23 protein-coding genes are annotated in these 24,159 nt (G+C 32.1%); 3 read left to right on the forward strand and 20 right to left on the reverse strand.

Annotation, left to right across the window (positions count from 1 at the left end; genetic code table 11):
- Positions 1–27: 27 nt before the first annotated feature.
- On the reverse strand, positions 28–1,062 hold the full coding sequence (locus tag DR980_RS09290; RefSeq protein WP_113635359.1) for an N-acetylneuraminate synthase family protein: 1,035 nt from the start codon (positions 1,060–1,062) through the stop codon (positions 28–30).
- Positions 1,063–1,198: 136 nt separating this feature from the next.
- On the opposite strand from DR980_RS09290, the gene DR980_RS09295 reads away from it, so the two are divergent.
- Positions 1,199–2,014 (forward strand): polysaccharide pyruvyl transferase family protein, encoded by an 816-nt coding sequence (locus tag DR980_RS09295; RefSeq protein ID WP_113635362.1) that lies wholly within the window; start codon positions 1,199–1,201, stop codon positions 2,012–2,014.
- 455 nt (positions 2,015–2,469) lie between these two features.
- Here DR980_RS09295 and DR980_RS09300 read toward each other — a convergent pair whose 3' ends face one another.
- The 18 genes from DR980_RS09300 to DR980_RS09385 all read right to left on the reverse strand — a co-directional run bounded on the left by DR980_RS09300 (position 2,470) and on the right by DR980_RS09385 (position 19,707).
- Positions 2,470–2,649, reverse strand: coding sequence for a hypothetical protein (locus DR980_RS09300; RefSeq protein ID WP_113635364.1), 180 nt, complete (start codon positions 2,647–2,649; stop codon positions 2,470–2,472).
- 38 nt (positions 2,650–2,687) lie between these two features.
- Positions 2,688–3,302 carry a methyltransferase domain-containing protein gene (locus DR980_RS09305; RefSeq protein WP_113635366.1) on the reverse strand — a complete coding sequence of 205 codons (615 nt, stop codon included), beginning with the start codon at positions 3,300–3,302 and terminating at the stop codon, positions 2,688–2,690.
- Positions 3,280–4,434: a glycosyltransferase gene (locus tag DR980_RS09310; RefSeq protein WP_244199286.1), complete on the reverse strand. Its 1,155-nt coding sequence runs from the start codon at positions 4,432–4,434 to the stop codon at positions 3,280–3,282. The genes DR980_RS09305 and DR980_RS09310 overlap by 23 nt, the downstream gene beginning before the upstream one ends.
- A gap of 1 nt (position 4,435) precedes the next feature.
- Entirely contained in the window at positions 4,436–5,500 is a 1,065-nt protein-coding gene (locus tag DR980_RS09315) for a glycosyltransferase family 2 protein (RefSeq protein WP_113635368.1), read from the reverse strand.
- A 3-nt stretch (positions 5,501–5,503) separates the two neighbouring features.
- Positions 5,504–6,745, reverse strand: coding sequence for a glycosyltransferase family protein (locus DR980_RS09320; protein ID WP_113635371.1), 1,242 nt, complete (start codon positions 6,743–6,745; stop codon positions 5,504–5,506).
- Between the two features lies 1 nt (position 6,746).
- On the reverse strand, positions 6,747–7,901 hold the full coding sequence (wecB, locus tag DR980_RS09325; protein WP_113635373.1) for a non-hydrolyzing UDP-N-acetylglucosamine 2-epimerase: 1,155 nt from the start codon (positions 7,899–7,901) through the stop codon (positions 6,747–6,749).
- Positions 7,902–7,907: 6 nt separating this feature from the next.
- Positions 7,908–8,831, reverse strand: coding sequence for a glycosyltransferase family 2 protein (locus DR980_RS09330; protein ID WP_113635375.1), 924 nt, complete (start codon positions 8,829–8,831; stop codon positions 7,908–7,910).
- The gene (locus DR980_RS09335) at positions 8,828–9,706 is read right to left on the reverse strand and encodes a beta-1,6-N-acetylglucosaminyltransferase (RefSeq protein ID WP_113635377.1); all 879 of its coding nucleotides are present in this window, start codon (positions 9,704–9,706) and stop codon (positions 8,828–8,830) included. Before DR980_RS09335 ends, DR980_RS09330 begins: the two co-directional genes overlap by 4 nt.
- On the reverse strand, positions 9,675–10,571 hold the full coding sequence (locus DR980_RS09340) for a glycosyltransferase (protein ID WP_244199287.1): 897 nt from the start codon (positions 10,569–10,571) through the stop codon (positions 9,675–9,677). The genes DR980_RS09335 and DR980_RS09340 overlap by 32 nt, the downstream gene beginning before the upstream one ends.
- Positions 10,558–11,511 carry a glycosyltransferase family 2 protein gene (locus DR980_RS09345; protein WP_113635379.1) on the reverse strand — a complete coding sequence of 318 codons (954 nt, stop codon included), beginning with the start codon at positions 11,509–11,511 and terminating at the stop codon, positions 10,558–10,560. The genes DR980_RS09340 and DR980_RS09345 overlap by 14 nt, the downstream gene beginning before the upstream one ends.
- Entirely contained in the window at positions 11,501–12,412 is a 912-nt protein-coding gene (locus DR980_RS09350; RefSeq protein ID WP_113635382.1) for a glycosyltransferase family A protein, read from the reverse strand. The genes DR980_RS09345 and DR980_RS09350 overlap by 11 nt, the downstream gene beginning before the upstream one ends.
- Positions 12,413–12,414: 2 nt before the next feature.
- A complete protein-coding gene (locus DR980_RS09355) occupies positions 12,415–13,260 on the reverse strand; it encodes a glycosyltransferase family 2 protein (protein WP_113635384.1) in 846 nt (281 codons plus the stop codon).
- Complete coding sequence (locus DR980_RS09360) at positions 13,253–14,158, reverse strand: glycosyltransferase family 2 protein (RefSeq protein ID WP_113635386.1); 906 nt, start codon at positions 14,156–14,158, stop codon at positions 13,253–13,255. The genes DR980_RS09355 and DR980_RS09360 overlap by 8 nt, the downstream gene beginning before the upstream one ends.
- A complete protein-coding gene (locus DR980_RS09365; protein ID WP_113635388.1) occupies positions 14,159–15,247 on the reverse strand; it encodes a glycosyltransferase WbsX family protein in 1,089 nt (362 codons plus the stop codon).
- Complete coding sequence (locus DR980_RS09370; RefSeq protein WP_113635390.1) at positions 15,248–16,414, reverse strand: glycosyltransferase family 4 protein; 1,167 nt, start codon at positions 16,412–16,414, stop codon at positions 15,248–15,250.
- Positions 16,415–16,418: 4 nt separating this feature from the next.
- Positions 16,419–17,384, reverse strand: coding sequence for an FkbM family methyltransferase (locus DR980_RS09375; protein ID WP_113635392.1), 966 nt, complete (start codon positions 17,382–17,384; stop codon positions 16,419–16,421).
- 7 nt (positions 17,385–17,391) lie between these two features.
- Complete coding sequence (locus tag DR980_RS09380) at positions 17,392–18,666, reverse strand: ABC transporter ATP-binding protein (RefSeq protein ID WP_113635394.1); 1,275 nt, start codon at positions 18,664–18,666, stop codon at positions 17,392–17,394.
- A gap of 171 nt (positions 18,667–18,837) precedes the next feature.
- The gene (locus DR980_RS09385) at positions 18,838–19,707 is read right to left on the reverse strand and encodes an ABC transporter permease (protein WP_113635396.1); all 870 of its coding nucleotides are present in this window, start codon (positions 19,705–19,707) and stop codon (positions 18,838–18,840) included.
- 612 nt (positions 19,708–20,319) lie between these two features.
- Between DR980_RS09385 and DR980_RS09390 the strand changes: the two genes are divergently transcribed.
- Complete coding sequence (locus DR980_RS09390) at positions 20,320–21,135, forward strand: hypothetical protein (RefSeq protein WP_113635398.1); 816 nt, start codon at positions 20,320–20,322, stop codon at positions 21,133–21,135.
- An 86-nt stretch (positions 21,136–21,221) separates the two neighbouring features.
- On the forward strand, positions 21,222–21,485 hold the full coding sequence (locus tag DR980_RS09395; RefSeq protein ID WP_113635400.1) for a DUF6520 family protein: 264 nt from the start codon (positions 21,222–21,224) through the stop codon (positions 21,483–21,485).
- A gap of 57 nt (positions 21,486–21,542) precedes the next feature.
- Here the strand turns inward: DR980_RS09395 and DR980_RS09400 are convergent, their stop codons facing one another.
- On the reverse strand, positions 21,543–24,158 hold the full coding sequence (locus DR980_RS09400; RefSeq protein ID WP_113635402.1) for a S9 family peptidase: 2,616 nt from the start codon (positions 24,156–24,158) through the stop codon (positions 21,543–21,545).
- Position 24,159: the final 1 nt, after the last annotated feature.

Here is a 24,159-nt window from a genome sequence, read left to right on the forward strand (position 1 = left end):
TGAGTATTTATCGAAGAGTCGAAGACCTCACTCCGTCAGACTCAGCTTGTCGAAGTCCCCCTCAGTCAAAAAATCCCATTGATTCAAATCCCGATTCAAAACCTTCCCGATTACTTCTTGAAATCGCAGGGCATCGACCCCAAACCCTTTTGGTTTTTTTGCTTCTAAGTCACCAAAAGTAATAACATGATTTTTAGGCAATTTTTTGTTGACTGCTAATGATTTTTCAAAAATCTGTTTGAGTTCCGAAAAATTAGTATTGTTGTTTTTATCAATAGGATGCGACAAAGCGACACTTATGTTTCGAACGGCTACTACTAAATCTTTAGTCTCTTGCATAGTCAAAGACGCTTTCGCATCCGGGCCAAAAAGCTGTCGGTCAAAAACAACATGAAATTCCAAAATACTGACACCCAAAGCCGTTGCTGCGATGCAGGTTTCAATTCGGGCAGAATGATCTGAAAAACCAACAGGAACTTTATATCGCTCCTTTAATTCTTGAATCACATTCAATCCATATTGCTCTGGGATAGTGGGATAAGCAGTCGTACATTGCAAAATAGAAAAATTAACCTGTCTTTCTTTCAGAAAATTGACGGTTTGATCTAATTCAGCATATGAGCTCATTCCTGAAGACAAAATCACAGGTTTTCCAGTTTGTGCAATTTTCTCTAAAATCAAGAAATTAGTAACTTCACCTGAGCCTATTTTATAATATTTAGTTCCGATTTCCTCCAGCCAATCTACTGCTAAATTGCTAAAAGGGGAGCATATAAAGTCAAGCCCCACACTATCACAATGTTGCTTAATCCCTTTCCACTCCGCTAAAGAAAAACCCATTCGTTTCCAATAGTCAAAACGGGTATCATCCTCCAAAGAGAATTTCACCCGGAAAGGTTCGTGTTCACTGCTTTCTGCCTCAGCTATATGCAGTTGAAACTTCACGGCATCAACACCAGTTAGTGCAATGGCTTCAATATAGGAATACAAAATGCCCAAACTGCCTTCGTGCGCCTGACCAATTTCAGCTATTAAATATGGAGATGTTTTTTTTAGAAACATGGCTAAAATTTCTTTATTTAGACAAAAATAGGTATAATTTCTGTTTATTAATATTATACAGTTGACACCTATTTTGTTTATATTAACAATCGCTTAAAAATAGATTTGTAAAAAAGTTTATATTTGACAAAAAAACATGTCTTCTAAAAAAACTATTCCACTTTTTTGGTGGGCATCCGAAAAATTTGGAAAAAATAATTTAGAAAATTTTGGAGATATCGTTGGTCCTTATTTAATTAAAAAAATATGCGGAAAAGAAGTTCGATTTGTACAACCAAATAAAAGGAAATGGTATGATTTTTTCACTACTATTTATGTTACCGCAGGAAGTATTTTAGCCCATGTAGACAACAAAAGTATTGTTTGGGGAAGTGGTATAATTGAATATGACACAAAAGTAGCCAGGGCAACTTTCTTAGCAGTAAGAGGTCCAAAAACCAGAAAAAATTTAATACTCCAAAACTATAATGTTCCAGAAGTATATGGAGATCCCGCTTTGCTTTTGCCCAAATACTACAGTTCGAAAATACCAAGAAAATATAAAATTGGAATTATCCCTCACTTTGTAGATTATCCTTTGGTATCAGATTGGTATATTAACAGTTCTGAAATTAAAATTATTAATCTTTTAAATAACTCCGTAGAAACCGTAATCGATGAAATTAGGAGCTGTGAGCACATTATTTCTTCTTCTTTGCACGGTATTATTGTTTCACATGCTTATGGAATTTCTGCCGTTTGGGTAAAATTTTCGGATAAACTCTTTGGTGATGATATCAAATTTGAAGATTATTTTGAATCAGTTGGGGTTTTCAATGCTACACCTTTTCTATTTGACAATAAAAAATCAGAAGCTCAATTGATTGATTTGATTAATGAAAAAAGTATTCTTATTCGAACAGAAATTATTGAATCGTTGCAAAAGGGATTAATGAGTGTTTGCCCTTTTTAGATTAATAATAAAATTATTTCCCCTAATATCTTTCAATAGGATTAACAAAGCTTTATTGCAATTAATCTCCATCTCTTGAATCTTCTTTAGAAACACCGTTAGGCCAACCTTTGTCTTAAACATCCAAAATTCCTAATTTATTTTCCACAAGTGCAATTTTTGAACGCAAACCAATTAAATCAACATTATCCCCTTGCCTTAACAATTTTGGTTCATTAACCCATTTGTAATACGACATCAACTAAATTATTTTTCAAGATTTTGTTTCATAATCGTCAACTACTAAATCTATTTTTTTAGAAATTATATGCGTTATAAAAGTAATATTTGAAACAAAAACATCATTGGTGAATACATTCATTATATTCTATTTGAATAATCAAAAAAAAAAAAAATTTTCGGTGGTAAAATTAGTATCAAATCATGGTTCTAAAGTCCATGTCAGAAACTTCTTTTTAAAAATAGCGCTCCAAAAGTATTTTTTTTATGTGTTTGTAATTTTGAGATATAATAATGTCTGACTCTAATATTGTGTTGGCGATTTCTCTGTTGTTGTTTTTTAAATACTCTAAATCATCAATATTATCGGAGGCAATATAGGTAAAACTAGCCACTTTATATAATTTTATAGCCATAGATAAAATTTAAAATTGTTAAAAAAATCTTTTCTATGTTAATCAAACATTAAATTAAAAATTGTTTGTTTTTCCCAAATCTGATGATTAACAATTTTATAATTATTTTTCTTGAAAATCGATTCTAATTGTATTTGGGTGTAATCACTTAACCATCCATTTTTCTCTCTTGAAACTTTCATTACATCAGAGCAACAGTAAGATAGGATTATTTGATTTATTTTTTCCTTTTTCATTTTTTCAAATAGCCTTTCAATATCATATATATATTCTAGTACACCACTAAAAATTATAGTATCATATAAAGACAAATCTATATCTAATTGTCCGTTTAAGTCAAAAACAAGTGTCTCAGGAAATCGTTTAACAATATCTGAAGCGACATAAGTCTGAGTAGGCTTTATGAGTTGTTTTAAGTACATAGCTCCTGCACCAAACTCAATAATTTTAGCTGTTTCAGATAAAAAAGTAGCTAATAGCGCTGTTCTTTGATTCCAGTTTTCATATAAAGAATTATTTACAGACCATCTTTCAATATCGGATTTTTTTTGTGCTTTCAATGCTATTGTTTTGACCTCCAAGTAATTTTGTTTTTTATTCTTAAAAGCAAAATCAAACAATTGTATCAATCTAATTTTTATATATTTCTTCATAAATACTACCAATTTGATCTTTTAAATCTTTTCTGTTACACTTTTTTCTAATAGTATCTACATTGGCTTCAAAACTATAATTTATTAAATTTTTATCCAGTAATGCGATTAAAAGCCATTTTTTAATTTCGTTTAAATCTAAAGGATTAGTAATTAAAAAGCCATTTTTATTATGTTCAATAATTTCACTCATCACGTTTCCTGGATTAGATTGAATGGGAAAACATCCCATTCCCATAGCTTCCAAAAGGGCGTTAGGTAAACCATCAGACAAGCTATTTGCTATATAAATATAGCTGTGGTTCATCAGTTTTAAAAGTTCTTCATTGCGTATCGGTCGGTTTTTTAAATAGACAATAAAATTCAATTGTTTTAATTTGTTATCGTTTTTTATATAATCAACAATTTCCTGATTTGCCCCAAAAAGCACAATTTTAAATTCCATTAACAAAGAAATTAATTCCTCATCAAAAGATTTTATTATTTCAAGACCCTTTCCAATCTCGTCACTATAAGCTTTTATTAAAATAGTATCTCTATCTTTGGGCATCAATAATTGTTCTTTTTCTATCGGAAAATCAATACCTCCATTTCCAGGAAAAACACCTGAAAATTTATTATTAAAACCTATTTTTTTTGCAATTTCATAATCACGATTACAATCAGTTATTAAAAAATCAATACGCTTCAAAGCTTGATTCATAGTAATTTCCTTAATGTTCAGGTTTATAAAATAAAACATATCACTTCCCCAAGAAGAATAAACCCACTTGACTTTTTTATGTTTCATCATCACCGAAAGAATGGGAATGCAAGCAATTTGTATAGCAAAACTATGTACAATATCAGGTCGAATTTCTAACATTTTTTGCTCAAATACTTTTGTTATATTTCTTTCATTAAATTTTTGAATGAGAATATATAATTTTGGAAAATTTATTTTTAAAAAAATCCTTCCCGGAAAATCCCAACACAATTTCCAACCCACTATTTGATTTACCCAGTGCAAACGTTCTACTTTTGCTCCACCATCTGTAATATCGAACCAATAAACCTCATGACCGTAATCCTGAAGCTGTTCTGACCAACGGAAAAAATGTAGAGAAGGCATGGAAACCATTAAAATTTTCATCTTACAAGACTATTTTTAATTGAATTGTGTTTATAACTTTATCCCATTCATACTCATAGTACTGGTTTCTAAATCGAGTAATCAAATGAATTAGTATTAAATCATTTAGACTCTGAAAATCATAAAAAACAAAATGTTTTTTTTTTATAATTTTTTTTATACTATTTTTTACACTTTTATATTCTGAATGAGGCTTTATGTCTATAATCAAATAGTGTCCTTTATAATTATCCCATAATCCATACAACATTGCATTTACTTCACTTTCTTGATTTGTCATTTGAAAAGATTGTATCACATTTGAAGTAAAATCCATTGAATTGGGAATTAAACCCCAATCAAAAATTGTATTTGCCAACACCATTTTATTTTGAACAATTTTCTGAATGTATTGGTGATTGATTTGTTCCAAACTGGAATGAAATGGGGCGATACTTTCCATAGAACGGTAGGATCTAGGATGCCATTGATGCAATAATAATATTGTCTTATCGAAAAAATTAACTTTTATTCCCGCATTTCTCAATCTACAATGAACATCGGTATCTTCTGCTCCCCAACCGTGATAAAATTCATCATAACCACTGATTTTTTTTAAAAGTTTGGTGGGATATAAAGTCATTCCCGTGGCTTCTTCATTGGTTTTATGTTTGATTTTATAGTTATCAAATGATTTGTCTAATTTAGATTCTGATTCACTTAAAAAACCAACCTGAAAATAAATAGCTTCATTATCACTTTTAAGCCAATTAAGTTTTTCAATAAAATCATTACGAAATATCATATCAATGTCTCCAACAAAAAAATGTGATGTTTCGCATTTTTTTAAAGCGATATTAATGGCTTTTGATTTGTTCCAAAGCTGTTTTGAAACTTCACAATTAATAGCAGTTACAAAATGAAAATTTTCGAGTAATTTTTCAATTTGCTGGGTATAAATCGTAGTACTTCCATAATTGACTAAAACAACTTGAAAGTTCAAATTAGATTGTTCTTTCAACGATTGCAAACATCTCTTTACAATATGGATTGATCGATTACGATAAGTAAATACGAGAGTAATCATGGTTTACGGTTTCAATTCATTTATAGTTTTTTGTAGATGCGCTTCAGAAAGATAATACATCAAATCAGGTCTATCCATTATTAGGTGATTTTTATTTTCTAACCAAAGATAATATAACGCGTTAATATGAGAATGAATAAGGTCTACATCATCTATTGCACTCCAATAAGCGTAATCATTTCCTAACAATCGTTTTGATTCACTAAAAAAAGGCCCCAACAAAAGAATAGGCTTTCTAGCTTGAACACAATGCGTGAACTTTCCGGGTAAAAAGGGGCTTAGCGGTCCCAATGCTTCCAAAATAACATTAACAGAGGTCAAATATTGCATTGCCAAAACAGTTTGAAAAGGCACATATTCCTTGCTTAAAAAAAGTTGAGGCATCATTTTTTGTTTTTCCTTTATTTGTTCATCAAAACAAGAAGGGCTTCCAATAAAGTAAAGTTTTGAATGATTTTTAGCTTTAGGCGTTTGTTCTACAAATTTCTCAAAAGCTTCGATTAGTGCTATTGGATTTCTTGCACTCATCATATTACCTGCATGCAAGATATTAAAATAATTCAGATTGAAGTAAGTTGGCAATAAACTTAGATCTATTGTTTCTTTAGCAATTTGATGCGGGACAATTATCTCTTTTCCTTTTTGATTATGATAATAACTTTGCATCCAATCCGCTAAGAATTTACTTGGATACAACACATATCTAGCTTTTTCGATTATTTCCAAGAAAAAATCTCTTTTGAATTGATGCCCCGGCTCTACCCAATCATAAGGCCTTGGATAACTATGCATCGGATAGGGATCGTGTATATAAGCTAACCATTTAGAATGCCATTCAGGCAAACCCAGAAGTGCCTTGTGCGGCCTGAAGCTTGAAGCCATACTCAGCGTTAAAACCCAATCAGATTCAAAGTTTTGAACTTTTTTCAATCCCTCTTTAATGCTATTAGAATCATTAAAAAATGTGAAAGAAAAACCAAAAATAGATTCTATTTTTGAATTAAAATTAATTTTAGTAATTCTTGAAATCTCTCGTTGTGACCTACTTAGTAGATAAAATAAAGAAAACTTTCTTTCTTTGATAGACACACAAGTAACACCCTGAAATTGGATATTTTTTCTTGAATAATGATATACTAATACTTCGTAACCCGCTTTTGCCAGATTATGAATTAGTGATACATTGGCTTTTGAGCCACTACTATCATTCACATTAATAGAATCAACTACAACAAGAATTTTCATTTTAAGCTTGATTTAATAAATATTCTATGATTTTTCTTGATGCATTCCCATCACCATAGGGGTTTTTTTGTAAACCAAAACCTTCAAAATTATCCATGATATCCTGAATGTTCTTTATAATTTCATTTTTGTCAGTACCTACTATGGTAGAGAATCCTGCTGCCACCCCCTCTGGTCTTTCGGAAACGTTTCGGGTGACTAAAACGGGTTTTCCTAGTGATGGTGCTTCTTCCTGTATACCTCCTGAATCAGAAACTATTAAATAAGATTGTTGCATCAGCCAAACAAAAGTGGGATAAGAAACTGGCGGAATAAGTTGGATATTTACCTTGTTGGACAATAATTCATATACTATTTCCTTAACATTAGGATTCAAATGTACAGGATATATAATTACCACATCCTCTCTTTCAGAAATTTTCAAAAGAGCTTGGCAAAGATTTTGAAAGCCTTCTCCAAAATTCTCTCGGCGATGTCCTGTCACCAACACTATTTTTTTGTTAGTAGGTAAACTATTTTTTAATTGTTCAATTTCAGGATTAGTATAATTTTTAGTCTCCATTTTGTTTAGAGTCCAGAATAAAGCATCAATACCTGTATTTCCAGTTTCTACAATATTTTTTTGAAGTATTCCCTCCTTTAACAAATTTCGGTTAGCTTGTTCAGTAGGAGTAAAATGAATATCGGCAATTCTACTGGTTATTTGGCGATTGATTTCTTCCGGAAATGGAGCATGCTTGTTAAAGGTACGTAATCCTGCCTCCACATGACCTACTTTAATCCCTAGATGGAAAGCCGCCAAGGCTACCATAGATGAAGTAGTTGTATCACCATGAACCAAAACTAAATCGGGTTTTTCTTGGATCAAAACTTCATCCATCTTAAGAAGAATATTAGCACTCAAACCATTTAGAGTTTGATTAGGTTGCATCAAATTGAGATCATAATCTGGGACAATTTCAAAAAAATCTAATACCTGATCTAGCATTTTGCGATGTTGTGCCGTGACACAAACCTTTACTTCAAATTTGTTTTTTGAGTCTTCAACCCCTTGATAGGATTGGAACAAGCTAAGCTCTGACTGACATAGTTCGTGATACAGTGGTGCCATTTTGATGGCTTCGGGACGTGTACCGAAAACGATTAGAATTTTCATTGCTTGCTACTTTTGTAATGCTTTTTTGATTTTATAAATGGGTAAACGGATAGGATAGGATATATAAAAAAGTTGCCATTTTATTTTTTCAAATATAGTCAAATCTAGAACATTTAAAATGGCAATAAATAAATTATATTCAGTAAAATTTTTTGAAAGGGTTACAAAATAACGCTTTAAGGAAGCCGAAAGCAATTCTTTTTCTTTGAGATTTTTAATCACTAGCAAAACAGCTTTAGTGTATGACTCCCGCCTAATGGAATTATTCCTGTAAAACTCGCCAGTATTGGAGTCAGGATGTTTTCTATTGTAATATAAAACATTATCAATTATTATTCCTTTGAAATTTTCTGCAATAATTCTAGTATAACACTCCCATTCTTCAGCATACAAAAGACTTTCGTTAAATCGTATGAAATCAAAACATTGTTTTTTCCACAATACAGTACAAGAAGCCAAACCTATTTCTTGAGTAATTATTTTTTCTATATCCGATTTGCTTAGCGATTTTACTATTGCAATTGGATTACTTTTAATGATGGGTCGTTCCTCTACAAAAGACATTTTTTGATAATGACAAAAGTCGATATTATTGATTTCAATAACTTCAAGACTTATTTTTAAATTATCGGGATGTACCAGATCATCATCATCAAAAAAAACAATAAATTCTCCTTTGGCTATATCCAAGCCACAATTGCGACAACCCGGCAAACCTTTTTTATATTTATAAGAACGTTTTAAAAACTGAAACCTATCATCTTGCTCCAGAATTGGAACTAAAATTTTTTTTGTATCATCGGTTCCACCATCATCAATAATAAGACATTCCCAGTTTTTAAAAGATTGATTTTGTATAGATTCTAAGGTTTCCATAATAAAATGAGCCCTATTATAGGTCGCCATAATTATAGTTATTTTTGGTTTCATTTTGTAATGGATTTAATCTGATTCATTAAATCAATAGAAAGAGGATATTCAAATTTACGTGCAAAAAAAGCATCAGTTGCTACTAGTTTTTCAAAATCACTCGTATCTAAAATAGCTGGATTATTACCATTTCTAGCAACCCAGTCGATATATCTTAAATTATTATTGGCTACTTTTAAACTAAAGTGAGAATTCATAATTATGGTTTGGAAATAAAATTCCTCTGAACACAATGTGTACTTGAATCTTTTAAGAACAAAATTATTGTTTTTAGTAAAATTGACAACATATTGTAAGCAATCTCTACTCAGACTCCACCATGTCGACCCTCCATAAAGTTTTGGAAATTTAGAGGAAATTGGTCTTTTAAAGGTCAATCTTTTTTGAATGGCAATTAAGCGTCTAATCAAACCATTTTGTTTTGGAATCTTCGCGTCTAATGCATCATATAAATTATAATATTCTATTCGATCCATTCCTCCATTATCAACCCAACCGATTTTAGGAACATCAAAGTAATTTATAAATTCTAATTTTCTGTTATTATCAAAATACTCTTTAAATTCGGTTAATTTTTTAATAGGAAAATCATGCCCGCTCAACAAATGAAAATAATAATTTTGTGAATTTTTTAATGCTTTTTCAGCCAAAAAAAGAATGCTTTTTAAATGGTTAAACCCTCCCCAATTGACTTTATATTTTTGTGACACGAGTTTTACCTGACTATATTTTTTTAATTGATTTAATTCATCCTTTGTAATTTTACTTTTTTTATCAATATGAATATATATCTCAAAATCAACATCAAAGAATAATATAATTTCTTCTAAGTGATTATAATTTTTATAAGCAGTAATTAAAATGACTTGCTGCATACTTTATTTTAATTATTTTAAATTTTCTTTTGATAAATCTAAATGGTCTCAAAATATTAAATCCAATTTTATATTCAATTCTATTTAAATTTTTTAATTTCTCTATTTCTTCTCCCTCAATTTTTCTTAAAAAATGCCTAATTAATGACTCGCAATTTTCTTTGTATAATTCTATGTGTTTAACATAAATATATTGTAATAACTCATATTTTATTTGATTAGCTTTTACCGTTGTTGAGTTATTTTTTTTCCTATAATTATATAAAGGTTCTTCAATAACTTCTGCTTCACCACCGTTTTTTAAAAGCCGAATAAAAAATTCCCAATCCTCAAAACCTTTTCTCATGTTTTCATCATAACCACCACAGACTTTCCAATCCTTTTTTTTAAACATTGAAGTTCCTAAAGCGCTATTAGAAATCATAAAATTTGAGATTGTCCCCCCTTTTGGAGTATAAACAACTTTTGAGCCATTTTCCAAAAGTAAATTTGCCTGACAGGTTACAATTTTCACCTCTTTTTTGTTTAAAAAAACTGCTATCGCCTTACTGCAAAAAGTAGGTTCAAAAAAATCATCACTGTCTAATACTAAAATATATTCTCCATTTGCTGCTCGGATCCCTACATTTCTGGCAGTACTTTGCCCTTGATTACTTTGAGTAATTAATTTGGTGATAGTTGGCTCAATTTTTTTTAAAACATCCTTAGTTACTGCATTTGAACCATCATCAACTACAATCACTTCTATATTTGAGTAGATTTGTGCTAATGCTGAATTTACTGATTGCTCAATGTATTGCCCATCGTTATAACAGGGAATGATGATTGAGACAAGCTGTTTCATAATTATTTTATTTTCTTGCATATTTCATAATATTGTATCCTTTATTATAATACTTAGCAGTAACCAAAGCTACAATAAAAGCACATCCTTTAGAGAATGAATAATAGATGCAAATAAGCTTAAAAGCTGGTTGCCAAAAAGGAACAGACTCATTCTCACCAGCAAGTTTAAAAGAATATAGCATATACCCCGATAAAAACCACCGAATTAACCAAACATTATTATAAATAACTAAATCATGTGCTGTTTGGTATTTTAAAGTTGCAATTATCGATAGATAATTAGTTTCGTTTTTTTTATTTTTAACTGTTACAGAATTTTCATGGATTCTTCTGTAAGTTAATACTTCATCTATAAAATTACCATTAAAAGGTAATTGCATAAGTTTTATAAAAAAATTATATTCGTCACCATCTATAATTTTCTCATTAAATTTTATTTTCTCTACGATTTCTCTTGACCCTAAAAAATCATCTGTTATCCATCCTATTTGGTTCAATGCAAAATTTTCAGCAGTAATTATGGCTTCCTTTCTATCAAATTTGTAGGGTTTATTTACTATTTCTCCATTTTCATGATTAAAATTTAGAGTATCGGTCACCACAAAATCCAATTTATTTTTAAGAATAGTATGGTAAGCTATTTCCAGATGTTTCGGCAACATAATATCATCACTGTCAAACCATTTAATATAAGAACCGATAGCCTGCAAAAATCCATAATTACGACATGAATTAGCTCCTTTTTTTAATTCTGCAGGTCTCCTAAAGACTTTGAAACGCGGGTCTTTTTTTTGATATGCCTTTAAAACAAGGAAAGAATCGTCGATACTCTGATCGTCAATGAGAATGCATTCCCAGTCGATAAAAGTTTGTTCCAAAATACTGTTTAGGGTATAGGACAGCAATTGAGCACGATTGTAAACCGGTATTATAATTGTTATTTTGGGTTTACTCTCCATCTCTTCTCCTATTGATTAAAAATCTTCTCGTAAATTTTATACTTTGAACAATATAAAAGTTAGCTAAAAATAATAAAAAGAGCAAAATCCAAAAGAACAATGTTCGTTTATTATTCTTGTAAATCAATTGCTCATAATACAACAGGAAATCTTTTCGCTGGTAGCGACTAAATCGATAAAGATGTCTGACTATAAAAAATTTATAAAACTGCAAAGTAACCTTTTGTTTTTCTTTGATTTTATAGCCACCTCTCGAGATATTTTCTTTGCTCAGCCTGAAAATTACATGAGATGAATTGATAGAATAGATATATTTGAACTCCGAAAATTCAAGCCAGGCTCTATCATCTGCATGCCAAGCCAAATTATAATTATAAAAACCGTGTTTTTTCCAAGCACTTTTTTTAAAAATATATTCTGAAAGTGAGCTCCTAGTTTGATTAGTAAAACGTCGGTAAAAAAAATCAGTCGATTTTTCTAAAGATGGATGAGTATAAGTTATAGATAATTTTTTGTGTACCACATCATTTATTATAGTAGCGTATCGCACGACATTACAATCATAATGTTTTATTTCTGGTAAATTCGAGTAAAAATCTTCAATACAATTTTCACTCAACTCATCATCATCTCCCAAAATCATAATCCATTCTTCATCTTCTGTTAAAGCAATACAACGTCCCCATTGTTTAACTAAACATTTTTGACCAATATTACTATCAAACCGATGATATACAAATTCAAATTTATCTCTAAACTTTTCAAGTAAATCGGTTGGGTTTTCCTGACTAGCATCGTCACCGATATACACTTTAAATTGTTTGTCTGTTTGTAATGATAAAGACTTTAGTGCTGCTTCAAAAAAAGAGAGTTTGTAATAAGGAATAACTATGGCTAGCATAACTATAAATCTTTTTTATATATTCCGAAAATAGAAAATCCGAAAAAAGTCTTGCAAAAAACATCAACAACAAATTTTTTGCTTCTTAATTTATAAAATTTTTCTTTTTGGGTCTGTTTTATAATGTTATTTAAATGAATGAATGAACCGTATTGTGCAACAAAAAAATCAGCATGTTTTACACTCAGGTATTCAAGCAAATGTTTCATATTATCATAAATCATTTGTTTTTGCCTAGATATATCTTTTATTCTATAATAAAACCCAACAGTTTCCAGGCACTTCACTTTGCCACCATCCTTTAAAAGGGCAATCCAAAATTCCCAGTCTTCCCATCCAGAAACCATCCTATTGTCATAGCCTCCCACTAATTTCCAGTCTTCTTTTCTAAACATAGCCGTACAAAAAATCACATTATCCAAAGATAATTCTTTGAGTGTAAAGGAGGGTAAATTCCACATGCCTACCTCATCTCCAAATTTTTCGGCTTTACAATAAACTACTTTCAAAGATTTTTCAGCTTGAAAAGATTCGACAGCTAATGCCACATAGTCTGGTGAAATTTTATCATCTGCATCTAAAGGAAGGATAAACGTTCCTGTTGAAAAAGCAATACCTAAATTACGTGCGCTACTAACCCCTGAATTTTCTTGATATAAATAAACAAAACGATTGTCAGTAACAATCCATTTATGCGTAATCTCCTTTGTATTATCTGGACTCCCATCATTAACTATAATACACTCCCAGTTGTCATATGTTTGATTTAATACTGATTGTAAAGCCTGATCCAAGTATTGAGCTTGGTTGTAACAGGGAACTATGATGGAGACTAAAGGATTATTCATAATTTAAAATACTTTTTATAAATCTTTTCAAAACCTTTTTTAACAAATACCAATCAAAATACTTCACATAGGAAAACAGAAGTAAAAACCATTCGGACAAATAGAGCTTTCTGATTTTTTTGACTACATTTTCATATTTATTAAGCAATCTATGGCGTTGCTGTTTATTATAAAATTTTAATTTTTTTAAAACTATAAATTTATAGAATTCAAGAGTTGCTAAATCCTTTTCATAAAAATTATCTGTTTTTCCTGAAATATTAATCGTTGAAATCCTAATAAAAACAACGCTTTCATTAATGGTGAAAATAGGTTTATTATCCGAAAATTCTAGCCAGGCCCGATCATCACTGTTCCAGGCCAAAGGGTAATCATAAAAGCCATATTTGACATAAGCAGTTCTGGAAAAAATATGCTCTGACAAGGAGCTCCTTGTTAAATATTCAAATTTTCTATAAAACGAATCTGTAGCGCGTTCCCATACAGAATGAGAATAAACTTTCGAAACCGTTTGTGTTTCCTCAACTATCAATTTTGTAGCAAACCGGATGACTTCAGATTTTTTATAAAAAAGATTATAATTCTTATACCAATTTTCAATAGCCGCGGAATCTAAATAATCATCATCTCCAAGAATCATTAACCATTCTTCGCTTCCAGTCAAATCGATGCAACGTTTCCATTGTAGTACCAGGGAAATACTCCCTAAATTTTCTTCAAATGTAAAATACTCAAAATCGAATTGATCTTTGTACTTTTCCAATAGTGGCAAAGGATCTTGCGGACTGCTATCATTTCCAATATACACTTTAAATTCTTTATTGGTTTGATTGGCTAACGACTGTAACGTTTCTTCAAAAAAATTGAGTTTGTAGTATGGTATAACAATCGCCAGCATTTATTCTTGTATTTCTTTTGTAGCTTCCAAATAAGACGTTCCCCATTTTTGACATGGTTCTAAATGATTCCCCTCTGCCCATTCGTTCCATGCATTGATAAATAAAAAAGCATCAGGCATTTCTTGCCATGGATAGTTGTTTTTTATATGTTCTAACCAGCTTTTATATTTTTCAGGAGTAGAATCGTGAAGGATAAAAGGATTTTCCTTACGCCTAGCTGAGTTATCCCACATAGGAGTTATTCCAGGATAGACATCTTTTTTGAACCCTACCTTTATTTGTTTGGCAACAAAACCAGAATATCCAAAATAATAATTTAAATCTACTACTTTAATTTTTATACTCTTTTTAATCTTTCGGATTACTTTCTCAAAAAAGGTTCTTGGGTAATGTATATTCGCGGGTGTATTCGAAAAATTAGGTTGGAATTCAAATGCAAAATCAAATCCTTTCGTTTTTGGTTCAAATTGATGTTCAAAATTTTGAGAAAAACCAAGGTACAAATCCGGAAAACCAGCCTTTTTTGCTTCTTCCCTCCATATTTCAATTGTTTTTTCGATATCCGGAAAAAACTTTGGTCTATAAATTATAAAAACAGGTTTTCCATTCACTTTTATATACCTATCATCCTTAAAAAAAGTTATCAATTCTAGAATATGATTATAATCGTCTTCTAAACTGTATTTTTGATTCAAAAGAACATCTTCAAAATTACCATCCCACGCTTTTGTCCAATTTTCGTTTGCCCAACAAAGCATAAACGGAAAATCTTCTTTTGGGTTTTTCAATTTTCTGTCCAACGGCTCCTGCAAAATTTTTTTACCATTAAACCAATAGTGATAATAACAAAAACCATATATATCATATTCTTTGGCCATTGCTTCCTGAGCAAGTCTTGCCTCCTCTAATCTCAAATCATAAAACCCCAAATCAGCAGGCAAATGCGGTTGGTAATGCCCTTCGAATCGTGGCTGGGCTTTGGTTACATTTGTCCACTCTGTAAATCCTTTACCCCACCACTTATCATTTTCCGGAATAGGATGAAATTGTGGAAGATAAATTGCAATTGGTTTTATTTTATTTTGCATCTAAATGTTTTTATATAAATCCAAGATAACTCTGTTTAATTCATCTTGATATTTTGTCATATTAAAATTTTTATTTGACCATTCATAGGCATAACTACCCATTCTTTTTATTTCATTTGGATTTAAATATAAATATTCGATTTTTTCACCTAAGGATTTATAATTCCCTTGAATATATAGCATTCCGTTTTTATTATTTTCAACTAATTCAAGATTTCCTCCAGTATTTGAAGCTATAATTGGAATACCTAATTTCATAGATTCTAATGTAATCAGACCAAATGCTTCTTGTTTAGAACAATTTAAACATACATCATTCTCCTTCATATAATCAATAGGATTAGAAATAAAGTTTATAATTTCAATTTGTTTTTCTATTTTATTATCGATAACATATTTAATCAATTGTAGAGTATATTCATCGTTTGATCCTCCAATAATTTTAAGAATAATATTATATTTTTTTTCTAGAATTAAATATTCGATTGCCTTTATTGCTTCAAATTGTCCTTTAGATTTCGACACTCTCCCAATAATCGCAATTTTTAAAGGTTTGTTTTCATTAAAAATAAAATTAGTATATGTTTTTCTATAAAATGAATTAATATCAACAGCACTATAAAGAATAGTAGTTTTTTTATTACTTATATATTTTTCAAATTTATTTTTAACAGCAATAGAATTAAAAATCACTTTATTTGATAACAATGAAATTACTTTACATGACAACCATTCATTAAATACGAAATTAAAATTATGATCCTCTTTTCCAAATTCATGAATATACCAAATATGTTTTTTTCTTAATATAAAAGCGGCTATTGCTCCACTTGGTATTGCAATAGTATTTGAGATTACTGTATCACTTTTTAATTTTCTAATTTCCTTTAAAATATTGAAAGTTGATTTAAAAATTTTTAGAAGTAAAATTACTTTAGAAATAAAATTAATTCTTACACCTCTATCGATCCACCACGGAATATTTGTGATTGAAATATTGTCAGCATATTGGTTACATTTTTCCAACAATTCTCCATTCGAAGGAAAAACAACATTTACTTCATAATTTAAATTTTTAAGCCCTTTAACTCCTTCTATCAATACTCTTTCAGCACCATTTAAAGTACTTCCGTGTGAAATCCATATTATATTTTTCTTATGTTTCATTTATTTAGTAACTTGACTGCTTTGTTTTAGCCTCTTTCAATTCTGCGAGTTTCAGAATATCTATATTTGAATCTTTATGAATTGCAATTACGTCATAATGAAAATCAAAATCATGTTTATTTCTTAAACATATTTTATTTAATTCCACTCTATTTAGATAATCATCATTTAAACTAAAATGACTAAAATCGCCATATTTATTAAACCATAAGAATCTATTATATCCACATTTGTTAAGTATTTCAAAATGTTCATGAAAATCATTTTGAGTTTTTTTTATCATAATTGGATGCCATTCGAAAATAACAAAAGGTTTATGATATTGTAATAATTTTTCTGTCCCTTTTAAAATTATTCCGTCTAAACCATCAACATCTATTTTTATTATGTCAACTCTTCCATCTAATTTATCAAACAGAAGTGTATCTAAACTTATTGATTTAACTTTTTCTTCTCCAATGGCACTAGCCGTCCCTAAATGCGTTTTAACCAAACTATTGATTTTGCTATGATCAGATTCACTTAATAAGGCATTAAACAAGTGACTTTTTGGGAAGTATTTTTTATTATCTTCTAAATATTCAAAAAACTCAAAATCACCCTCGACACAGTAAAACTTTTCAATTTTACCAGGCAAATTCTTTATCAAAAATAAATTAGTATCACCAACAGCTGAGCCAATATCAATTATGGTGAGTTCTCGATTATATAACTCATAAACCGAACCGACAAGTTGCAATAATGGATTGTTATAATTTGGAAACAATCTTGCATAAAGCGCATATGAATTTCCATTATTAACTTTAACTTCAAAACCATGAATGGTAGTTGATACTGCACCTGCAAAAATTTCAGATGAATGTTCCCAAAGCATCAACCACCATTTCCCCAAAACACCTTGCTTGTCTCTTAATTTATAAGTCTTTAATAAAAAATTATAAATTAGGCTATGATAGATATTAATTTTCATTTGTAAGTTATTCTAGTTTTAAAAAATCCCATTTATAGTTTGGCACAACAAACCCTTCTCGGTCTAAATCTCTTTTTTTAATACCTAAATCCTCAATATTAATTGATATTTTATCTTCTACAATATCAAAAAGTTTTATTCTTGAAACGAAACAAGCAATAACTAAATTATAACTTCCGGGTGTAAGAATGTTTTTTGATATGTTAGTAATTAATTTATACTTACCTTTTTCAACAACTTCAAAATCATTGTCATAATCATGTAAAGAAGTTGTAAAAACAGCAATACCCTCAGCATTTACAAACTTAATTGAAACTGTAGAATTACTAATGCTGTTGAGAGCATTCAAAAAAATATTTATTGTAAAATCTTCCCCTGAGGCAATTTGATTGGTAATTTTTGAATTTGAATTTGAAACATAAATTCTATCAAAAAATAATTGGCTGTCAGTTTCAGTTTCTCTTTTCCATTCAGCACTAGAATCTGCATTCAATAATAAATAATTAGAAATTATAGTGTTAATGTTATTTATATCTTTAATCTTACCGTTTTCTAGCAAGATTCCCCTTGTACATAAACTTTTCACCGCCGCCATATTATGACTCACGAACAATACGGTTCTCCCTCCCGTTCTAGAAATAGCCTGCATCTTGCCTATGGCTTTCTTTTGGAACTCGGCATCGCCCACCGCTAAAACCTCATCGACAATCAAGATGTCAGGCTCGAGAAATGCGGCAACAGCAAAAGCCAAACGCACATACATTCCACTACTATAACGCTTTACAGGCGTATCAATATAACGTTCGCAACCAGAGAAATCAATGATTTCATCAATCTTAGAGGTGATTTCTTTTTTCGTCATTCCTAAAATGGCACCATTCAGGTATATATTTTCACGACCCGTCATTTCACCATTAAAACCGGTACCCACTTCAAGTAAAGAAGCCACGCGCCCCCCAAACTTTATACTTCCCGTAGTGGGAGCTGTAACCCGTGACAATATCTTTAATAAGGTAGATTTCCCCGCTCCATTCTTACCTATGATCCCCAAAATCTCACCACGTTCCACCTCAAAATTAATGTCCTGCAAGGCCCATACATAATCACTCTCGCCTTTGGTACTGCGGTCATTGGCATCTCCAATTTTCAAATATGGGTTTTCCTTACCGCGAATCTGATGCCACCAACGGTTAAAGTCATGACTCAGTGTTCCCGTACCTACCTGCCCCAATCGGTATTGCTTCGAGATATTTTCGGCTTTTAATATAATATCTTTTTTCAAAGTTGAAATAATTTAATAGTGTAATTGCTTATTCGCTTAATCTTCTAATCGATTAATAGATAATAATAAATTTTAATCTAAAAACTGATTCTGATCACTAAAAACTGAATACTGATCACTGAATACTGATCACTGAATACTGACCACTTTTTTTTTACTGAACACTGATCACTAAACCGTATCTATAAAATTCTTCTCTGTCTTATTAAAAATCAGTACACCTACAAAAAATACGATTACAGTTACCAAAAACGTATAGCCCAATCCCCAAATGGAAATTTGTCCTACCTCCAATAACATATAACGGGTAGTTTCTATTATATAAGCCAATGGATTATATTGCACCAACCACCCATATGAAGGTAATTTTTCTTTGATCAAAACCATGGGATACATAACCGCAGAGAGATACATCAACAATTGCACACCAAAACCTATCAAATTACTAAAATCCCGGTATTTAGTAACCAAGGAAGAGATAAACATCCCTAATCCCAATCCTAAAACACCCATCAGTACAATTAAAAAAGGAAAGAATACAACGGAACCATTCAGCCCGACAGTAGCACCTTTTAGATAATAAAAAATATAAAAGGCTATAAATATCAGAAATTGAATTCCAAATTTAATCAAATTAGAAATCACTATGGAGATAGGCACAATAATCCTTGGAAAATATACCTTCCCAAAAATTCCAGCATTAGCACCAAAGGTATTTGAGGTTCCGTTAAGACAAGCCGTAAAATAGTTCCAAACCGTGATTCCCGCCAAATTAAACAAAAATGGAGGCACTGTCCCAGTATCAATTCCCGCTAAATTATTAAAAATAATCGTAAAAGTAATGGAGGTAAACAAAGGCTGAATCAAGTACCACAATGGTCCTAAAACGGTTTGCTTATACACCGTTACCACATCTCTTTTCACAAAAAGCACCAGCAAATCACGATATTGCCAAACTTCTTTGAGGTTAAGGGAGAAGAATTTATTTTTGGGTGTTATTTCAAACAGCCACGTGATATTGGTTTGTTCGGCTTGGTTCATTGGTTTATGCTAAAATCCTAGTTTTGGTTGTGTTTTATCAAACATGTCGCTAAATGCTTTGATTTCGACGCAAATATAAATAATTCGTACTTTTTATTTACTTAAAAAATGACGTCGTATTGTATTTATGTTGACAAATTTCCTCTTCAATTAATATTTACGAAGGCCAAAAACGAAAGTTCCGGATACGCTTCGCGACTCTAACTAACAGTAGTAAGGCGAAGTCCATTTGTCAATAAGAGTTGTTTTTCAGCGAATATACTATTCCTTTATAAATAATAGCAATAATTAACAATCAATCGACAACATTGACACACAGGAAGCTTTTTTCATCTGCTTTTGATTTAATCCATTAATCTCTCATACACGATTTAAATTCTAAATTTTCGACTCCTTTTGGTACTTGGGTAAAATGAAAATTAAAATACACGTTCTTAATTTTCAGCTCCCATTAGGGCTAGGGTACAACGAAAATTATAATGTCTTGATAACACAACTTCCAAATTTTCGGCTCCCTTTAGGGTCGGGGTAAAACGAAAATCAAATCTTCTTCTCACCACTCCTCACCCCCGCCCTTAAAGAAAAAGCATAGAAAAACAACGAAGAATTAGTATGGATAGCTCCCTTAAAATCCATAAAACAAAACGGATTACTTTAACAGATACATCACTGCCTTTTCGTTCGGTAAGCGTAAAAATTAATCCACCATATTTTTATGTGATAGATGGAACAGTTCCTTGTGTTTTTCGAGGAAATAGTAGCGATTGGAAAGCTTCGCTCCTTTGGAAAAGCAACACTTATTTTTCACATCCGCAAATCGTTGATTCTACTACAATCGCATTCAGATCACAAACCAATACTGGGAAAAGTACAGTTGGTATCCTTAATTTCAAGACTAATGTTGTCAATTACGGGAACAACATATTGCAGCAACAAATAGATGGCAATTTTGACAGCGATGGATCTCTGCATTACGACCAAAAAACAAAGCAATTCATATTCCTATACCGCTATCGGAACCAATATACAGTTGCAGATCGCATGATGAAAGTCAAGTATCGCGGAAATACCATTGATACTATCTCAAAGGCACAAATTTCAATAGCAGAAGTAAAAAGCCGGGGCGAGAAAAAAATGTCTAAACCACCACTGATAGTCAATAAAGGAAGTGCTGCGGATAATGGCCTTCTCTTTGTAAATGCAGGACTTATTGGGCGGTACGAACCCGAATCAATGTGGAATGACGCTAGTATTATTGATGTGTATAATCTAAAGAAGCGATCATACATTTCTAGTTTTTACATTTATGATGTGGATGGCTCCAAGCTCAGAAGTTTTATAGTACGAGGTAACAAATTGTATGGTATTATCGGGAGCAATATCGTCAGTTACAAGATTAGTGATAAAATTATTTCTCAAGCGAAATAGCAAACATAATTAGTGCGTGCCGGACGCCAGGGGAAGACCGAAAACCTGTAAAAAAGAGTAGGTCGCTAATTTTAATTTTATTTATTATGAAAACAAATTTTTTAAAATTAATTATGCCTGTAGCAGTTGTATTGCTTGCCACCGGCTCTGCTTTGTCAACAAGCGCAATGAATAAAAAAGCTGATACCGCGCCGGTACAAGGCTATGTTCATGTGTTGACAGAAGATGACTGTGATGAATCCATCATGTGTTCTAACATCGAAGGTGATCTCTGTACTACAGGATCAGAACAGGTTTTTGGCAAAAATCCTGCAAACAAATGTACAGTTCGCTTGTTTAAAAACCAGTAATCGGTTTCTTTAAACAAATGCAATGCAGTCCAACATGGACTGCATTGTTTTTTATTTTCATCTGGGTGTAAAATCAGGTTCCATCCAGTCAACTGCAGAAGCGTTATTTAAGTAATAATCGAACCATTCTCTTATTTTAGTACTCAAATCCTTCCTGTTGCCGCTATTCATTAGTACATGCCCTTCTTTGGGGTAAAGGAGCATGATATGCTTTTTTCCCAATCTCCTTAAAGCATTATAAAATGCAATAGACTGAAATGCATTTACCTGATTGTCTGCTTCGCCAGACCATGACAACAAAGGTGTTGTAATATCCTTGGCATGCAGCACAGGTGAGCTTTCTAAATAAACGTTGGTGATTTCATGAAGAGATCCGCCCATTTGGTAGGGAAAACTTTCCAGACGCCACATATTAGACATACTATTATTAGTATTATAAGACAGGTAACTGCTCACCAGGTCACTTATGCCTGCTCCCGAAACAGCTGTGGCAAATAAATTGGTTTGTGTGATGATATAATTCGTCTCATACCCTCCAAAGGAATGACCAATCAATCCCAGACGGTCGGCGTCTATCGCTTTTTCCTTAAGGGCAGTTTTGACTGCCGAGCTAACACATTCAACTGCAGACATCCCCACTTTTCCTTTTTCATAAACAATATCAGCTAGCAAAACGAAATAGCCACGCGCTGTATAATCTGTGATATTAAAGCCTCTATTATTGGCTGTCGAAGGATTATGATACTGATGGTAATTGTGCGATTGCTTTTGGTAAATATGCACAATCAAAGGGTATTTCTTTGTGGGCTCGTATCCGGCTGGATAATAAAGTATTCCCTGTAAATGTTGTCCATCGGGCGCATCATAAGATATCAATTTTTCGCTTCCCCATCGAAAATGTTTTTGCTGAAGATTACTTTCAAACAAAGGAACCGATTTTGCACGACCCACTTTCTTATAATATAAAGAGGGAGAGCAATCGTAACTTTCAGTAGTATAGGCGTATCCATTCACAGCTACAGCCTTTACCAACTGCCTCACCCGAAAAGCACCACCGTCCAGAAGCCGGATCCCTTTGTCTTGATTGTATTCATAAAATGCCGTCGCACCGCTCACCAAATGACGCGAGCTGATAACCCATCCGGTGTTACTATCAAATCTTCCTGCCGTATATCCATTTTGATACAATTTTACGGACTGTTCATCTGTAGTTTCCACCACACGAAACACAGTTCCGCTTTCCCTACCGTTAGTCAGCCGAATAGCCTTCCCGTCGGGATCAAGTTTCCAAATATCGTATTGGTCGTAAACAAGCATACTAGAATCCTTGTCTTCCCATCCCGGATTTCCAAAGGGTTCACCTGTCGCAGTATCGTAACACAAAACGCCCAGATTGCTACTTAAGTTGATATGTTTCTTTGTGAACAGATTGTAAGTCCACCAATCTCCATCCCTGAAATAACCAATATATTTTCCGTCAGGGGATGCCAAAAGCTGACCATTAGCTCCCGATTGTGCCTTCAGCAACAATTCTTTTATATTGGTCTCCAAATCTGTGATATAGAAATCCCTAACAGCATTCTCCCGAAATTGAGGCTCTTCTTCCAATGGGTTGTTAGTGACGGCGAACCGTCCATTTCCTGCCAACAGCAATTTTGATTGCTCTTTGTTAGTAAGCTGTAAAAACATTCCCTTCTCCGGGAACCAGACAGCTACCCTATCCACATAATCATTTCCACCTGTCATTTCCCTCGTAGGATATAGCATGGTATCAGCGGAATTCCATACCTGTACTGGAGGAGGACTTGCCTGAACATCCTTCATTTGCAGGTTAAAGAAGATTGATCTTCCCTCAGATGCAATCCGTAATGAACGTAACAATTTGCTATTGACCTGCATTGATTTCGGAAAGCCAATCATCTTTTCCGGTTCAAGAGTAAAAAATTCACGGTTACCTATATTGTAAATTTGAATCTGAGGTTCTCTTCCCTCCGCAACAGACATCCATGCGATCGACAATGCTTTTTCGTGCCAAACAAGAGCAGAAAAAACAAACGAAGCACTTTGAGTAATTAGGGTACTGATCGGTTTATCTTCTAAATTCAGGAGAACTACTGAATTCATATTTTCATCTGTTGTTGCATAAAGTAAGCTAGTACCCGACGGAGAAAGTTCCCATTGATTAATCCTTTCTATAGTTTTAACCCATTCACCAGTGGGTTTGCGTATTTCTAAGTACTTATGTTTTCTTTCATCATAACGTTCTAGAAGCAAATACTTTTGGTTACCCGAAAACTTATAAGCAGAAACTCCCTCAAAAGATTGCATCTTGCCATTTGGGAGATAAATCAACTTAAAGTTTTTTTCTTTATCAAGGCACGCAAAAACCGCTTCTCCATTAAACTGACCATTTTTTGCTTTAGGAAATACAAAACGCCTTCGCGTGCTGGTATCGGTCACAAAAAGTGTATCAGAACCGTTTTCATAACGCATGTAAAAACTGACCCATCCTCCCTTATCTGAAAGCGCATCCACTGACAGTGTACCCCAAAGTGGATAATCTTCTGCACGCAGTATTTTCTTTTCCTTAACCTGCCCCGTTAGAAGGCAGCTGACGAAACAAAAAAAATAAACTGCTAGGCGGCAGAAATCCAAAATAACACCCCGCCACATA

Origin of the sequence: Flavobacterium psychrolimnae (assembly GCF_003312425.1) — a bacterium.
GTDB lineage: Bacteria > Bacteroidota > Bacteroidia > Flavobacteriales > Flavobacteriaceae > Flavobacterium > Flavobacterium psychrolimnae.

What these genes read in the sequence shown, in the direction of transcription:
- DR980_RS09370 (WP_113635390.1), bottom strand. Translation starts at nt 16,414, where the DNA reads ATGAAACATAAGAAAAATATAATATGGATTTCACACGGAAGTACTTTA.
- DR980_RS09310 (WP_244199286.1), bottom strand. Translation starts at nt 4,434, where the DNA reads ATGAAAATTTTAATGGTTTCCATGCCTTCTCTACATTTTTTCCGTTGG.
- DR980_RS09385 (WP_113635396.1), bottom strand. Translation starts at nt 19,707, where the DNA reads ATGAACCAAGCCGAACAAACCAATATCACGTGGCTGTTTGAAATAACA.
- DR980_RS09350 (WP_113635382.1), bottom strand. Translation starts at nt 12,412, where the DNA reads ATGCTAGCCATAGTTATTCCTTATTACAAACTCTCTTTTTTTGAAGCA.
- DR980_RS09315 (WP_113635368.1), bottom strand. Translation starts at nt 5,500, where the DNA reads ATGATTACTCTCGTATTTACTTATCGTAATCGATCAATCCATATTGTA.
- DR980_RS09395 (WP_113635400.1), top strand. Translation starts at nt 21,222, where the DNA reads ATGAAAACAAATTTTTTAAAATTAATTATGCCTGTAGCAGTTGTATTG.
- DR980_RS09400 (WP_113635402.1), bottom strand. Translation starts at nt 24,158, where the DNA reads ATGTGGCGGGGTGTTATTTTGGATTTCTGCCGCCTAGCAGTTTATTTT.
- DR980_RS09375 (WP_113635392.1), bottom strand. Translation starts at nt 17,384, where the DNA reads ATGAAAATTAATATCTATCATAGCCTAATTTATAATTTTTTATTAAAG.
- DR980_RS09290 (WP_113635359.1), bottom strand. Translation starts at nt 1,062, where the DNA reads ATGTTTCTAAAAAAAACATCTCCATATTTAATAGCTGAAATTGGTCAG.
- DR980_RS09345 (WP_113635379.1), bottom strand. Translation starts at nt 11,511, where the DNA reads ATGGAGAGTAAACCCAAAATAACAATTATAATACCGGTTTACAATCGT.
- DR980_RS09365 (WP_113635388.1), bottom strand. Translation starts at nt 15,247, where the DNA reads ATGCAAAATAAAATAAAACCAATTGCAATTTATCTTCCACAATTTCAT.
- wecB (WP_113635373.1), bottom strand. Translation starts at nt 7,901, where the DNA reads ATGAAAATTCTAATCGTTTTCGGTACACGTCCCGAAGCCATCAAAATG.
- DR980_RS09390 (WP_113635398.1), top strand. Translation starts at nt 20,320, where the DNA reads ATGGATAGCTCCCTTAAAATCCATAAAACAAAACGGATTACTTTAACA.
- DR980_RS09300 (WP_113635364.1), bottom strand. Translation starts at nt 2,649, where the DNA reads ATGGCTATAAAATTATATAAAGTGGCTAGTTTTACCTATATTGCCTCC.
- DR980_RS09360 (WP_113635386.1), bottom strand. Translation starts at nt 14,158, where the DNA reads ATGCTGGCGATTGTTATACCATACTACAAACTCAATTTTTTTGAAGAA.
- DR980_RS09295 (WP_113635362.1), top strand. Translation starts at nt 1,199, where the DNA reads ATGTCTTCTAAAAAAACTATTCCACTTTTTTGGTGGGCATCCGAAAAA.
- DR980_RS09305 (WP_113635366.1), bottom strand. Translation starts at nt 3,302, where the DNA reads ATGAAGAAATATATAAAAATTAGATTGATACAATTGTTTGATTTTGCT.
- DR980_RS09330 (WP_113635375.1), bottom strand. Translation starts at nt 8,831, where the DNA reads ATGAAACCAAAAATAACTATAATTATGGCGACCTATAATAGGGCTCAT.
- DR980_RS09355 (WP_113635384.1), bottom strand. Translation starts at nt 13,260, where the DNA reads ATGAATAATCCTTTAGTCTCCATCATAGTTCCCTGTTACAACCAAGCT.
- DR980_RS09320 (WP_113635371.1), bottom strand. Translation starts at nt 6,745, where the DNA reads ATGAAAATTCTTGTTGTAGTTGATTCTATTAATGTGAATGATAGTAGT.
- DR980_RS09340 (WP_244199287.1), bottom strand. Translation starts at nt 10,571, where the DNA reads ATGCAAGAAAATAAAATAATTATGAAACAGCTTGTCTCAATCATCATT.
- DR980_RS09335 (WP_113635377.1), bottom strand. Translation starts at nt 9,706, where the DNA reads ATGCAGCAAGTCATTTTAATTACTGCTTATAAAAATTATAATCACTTA.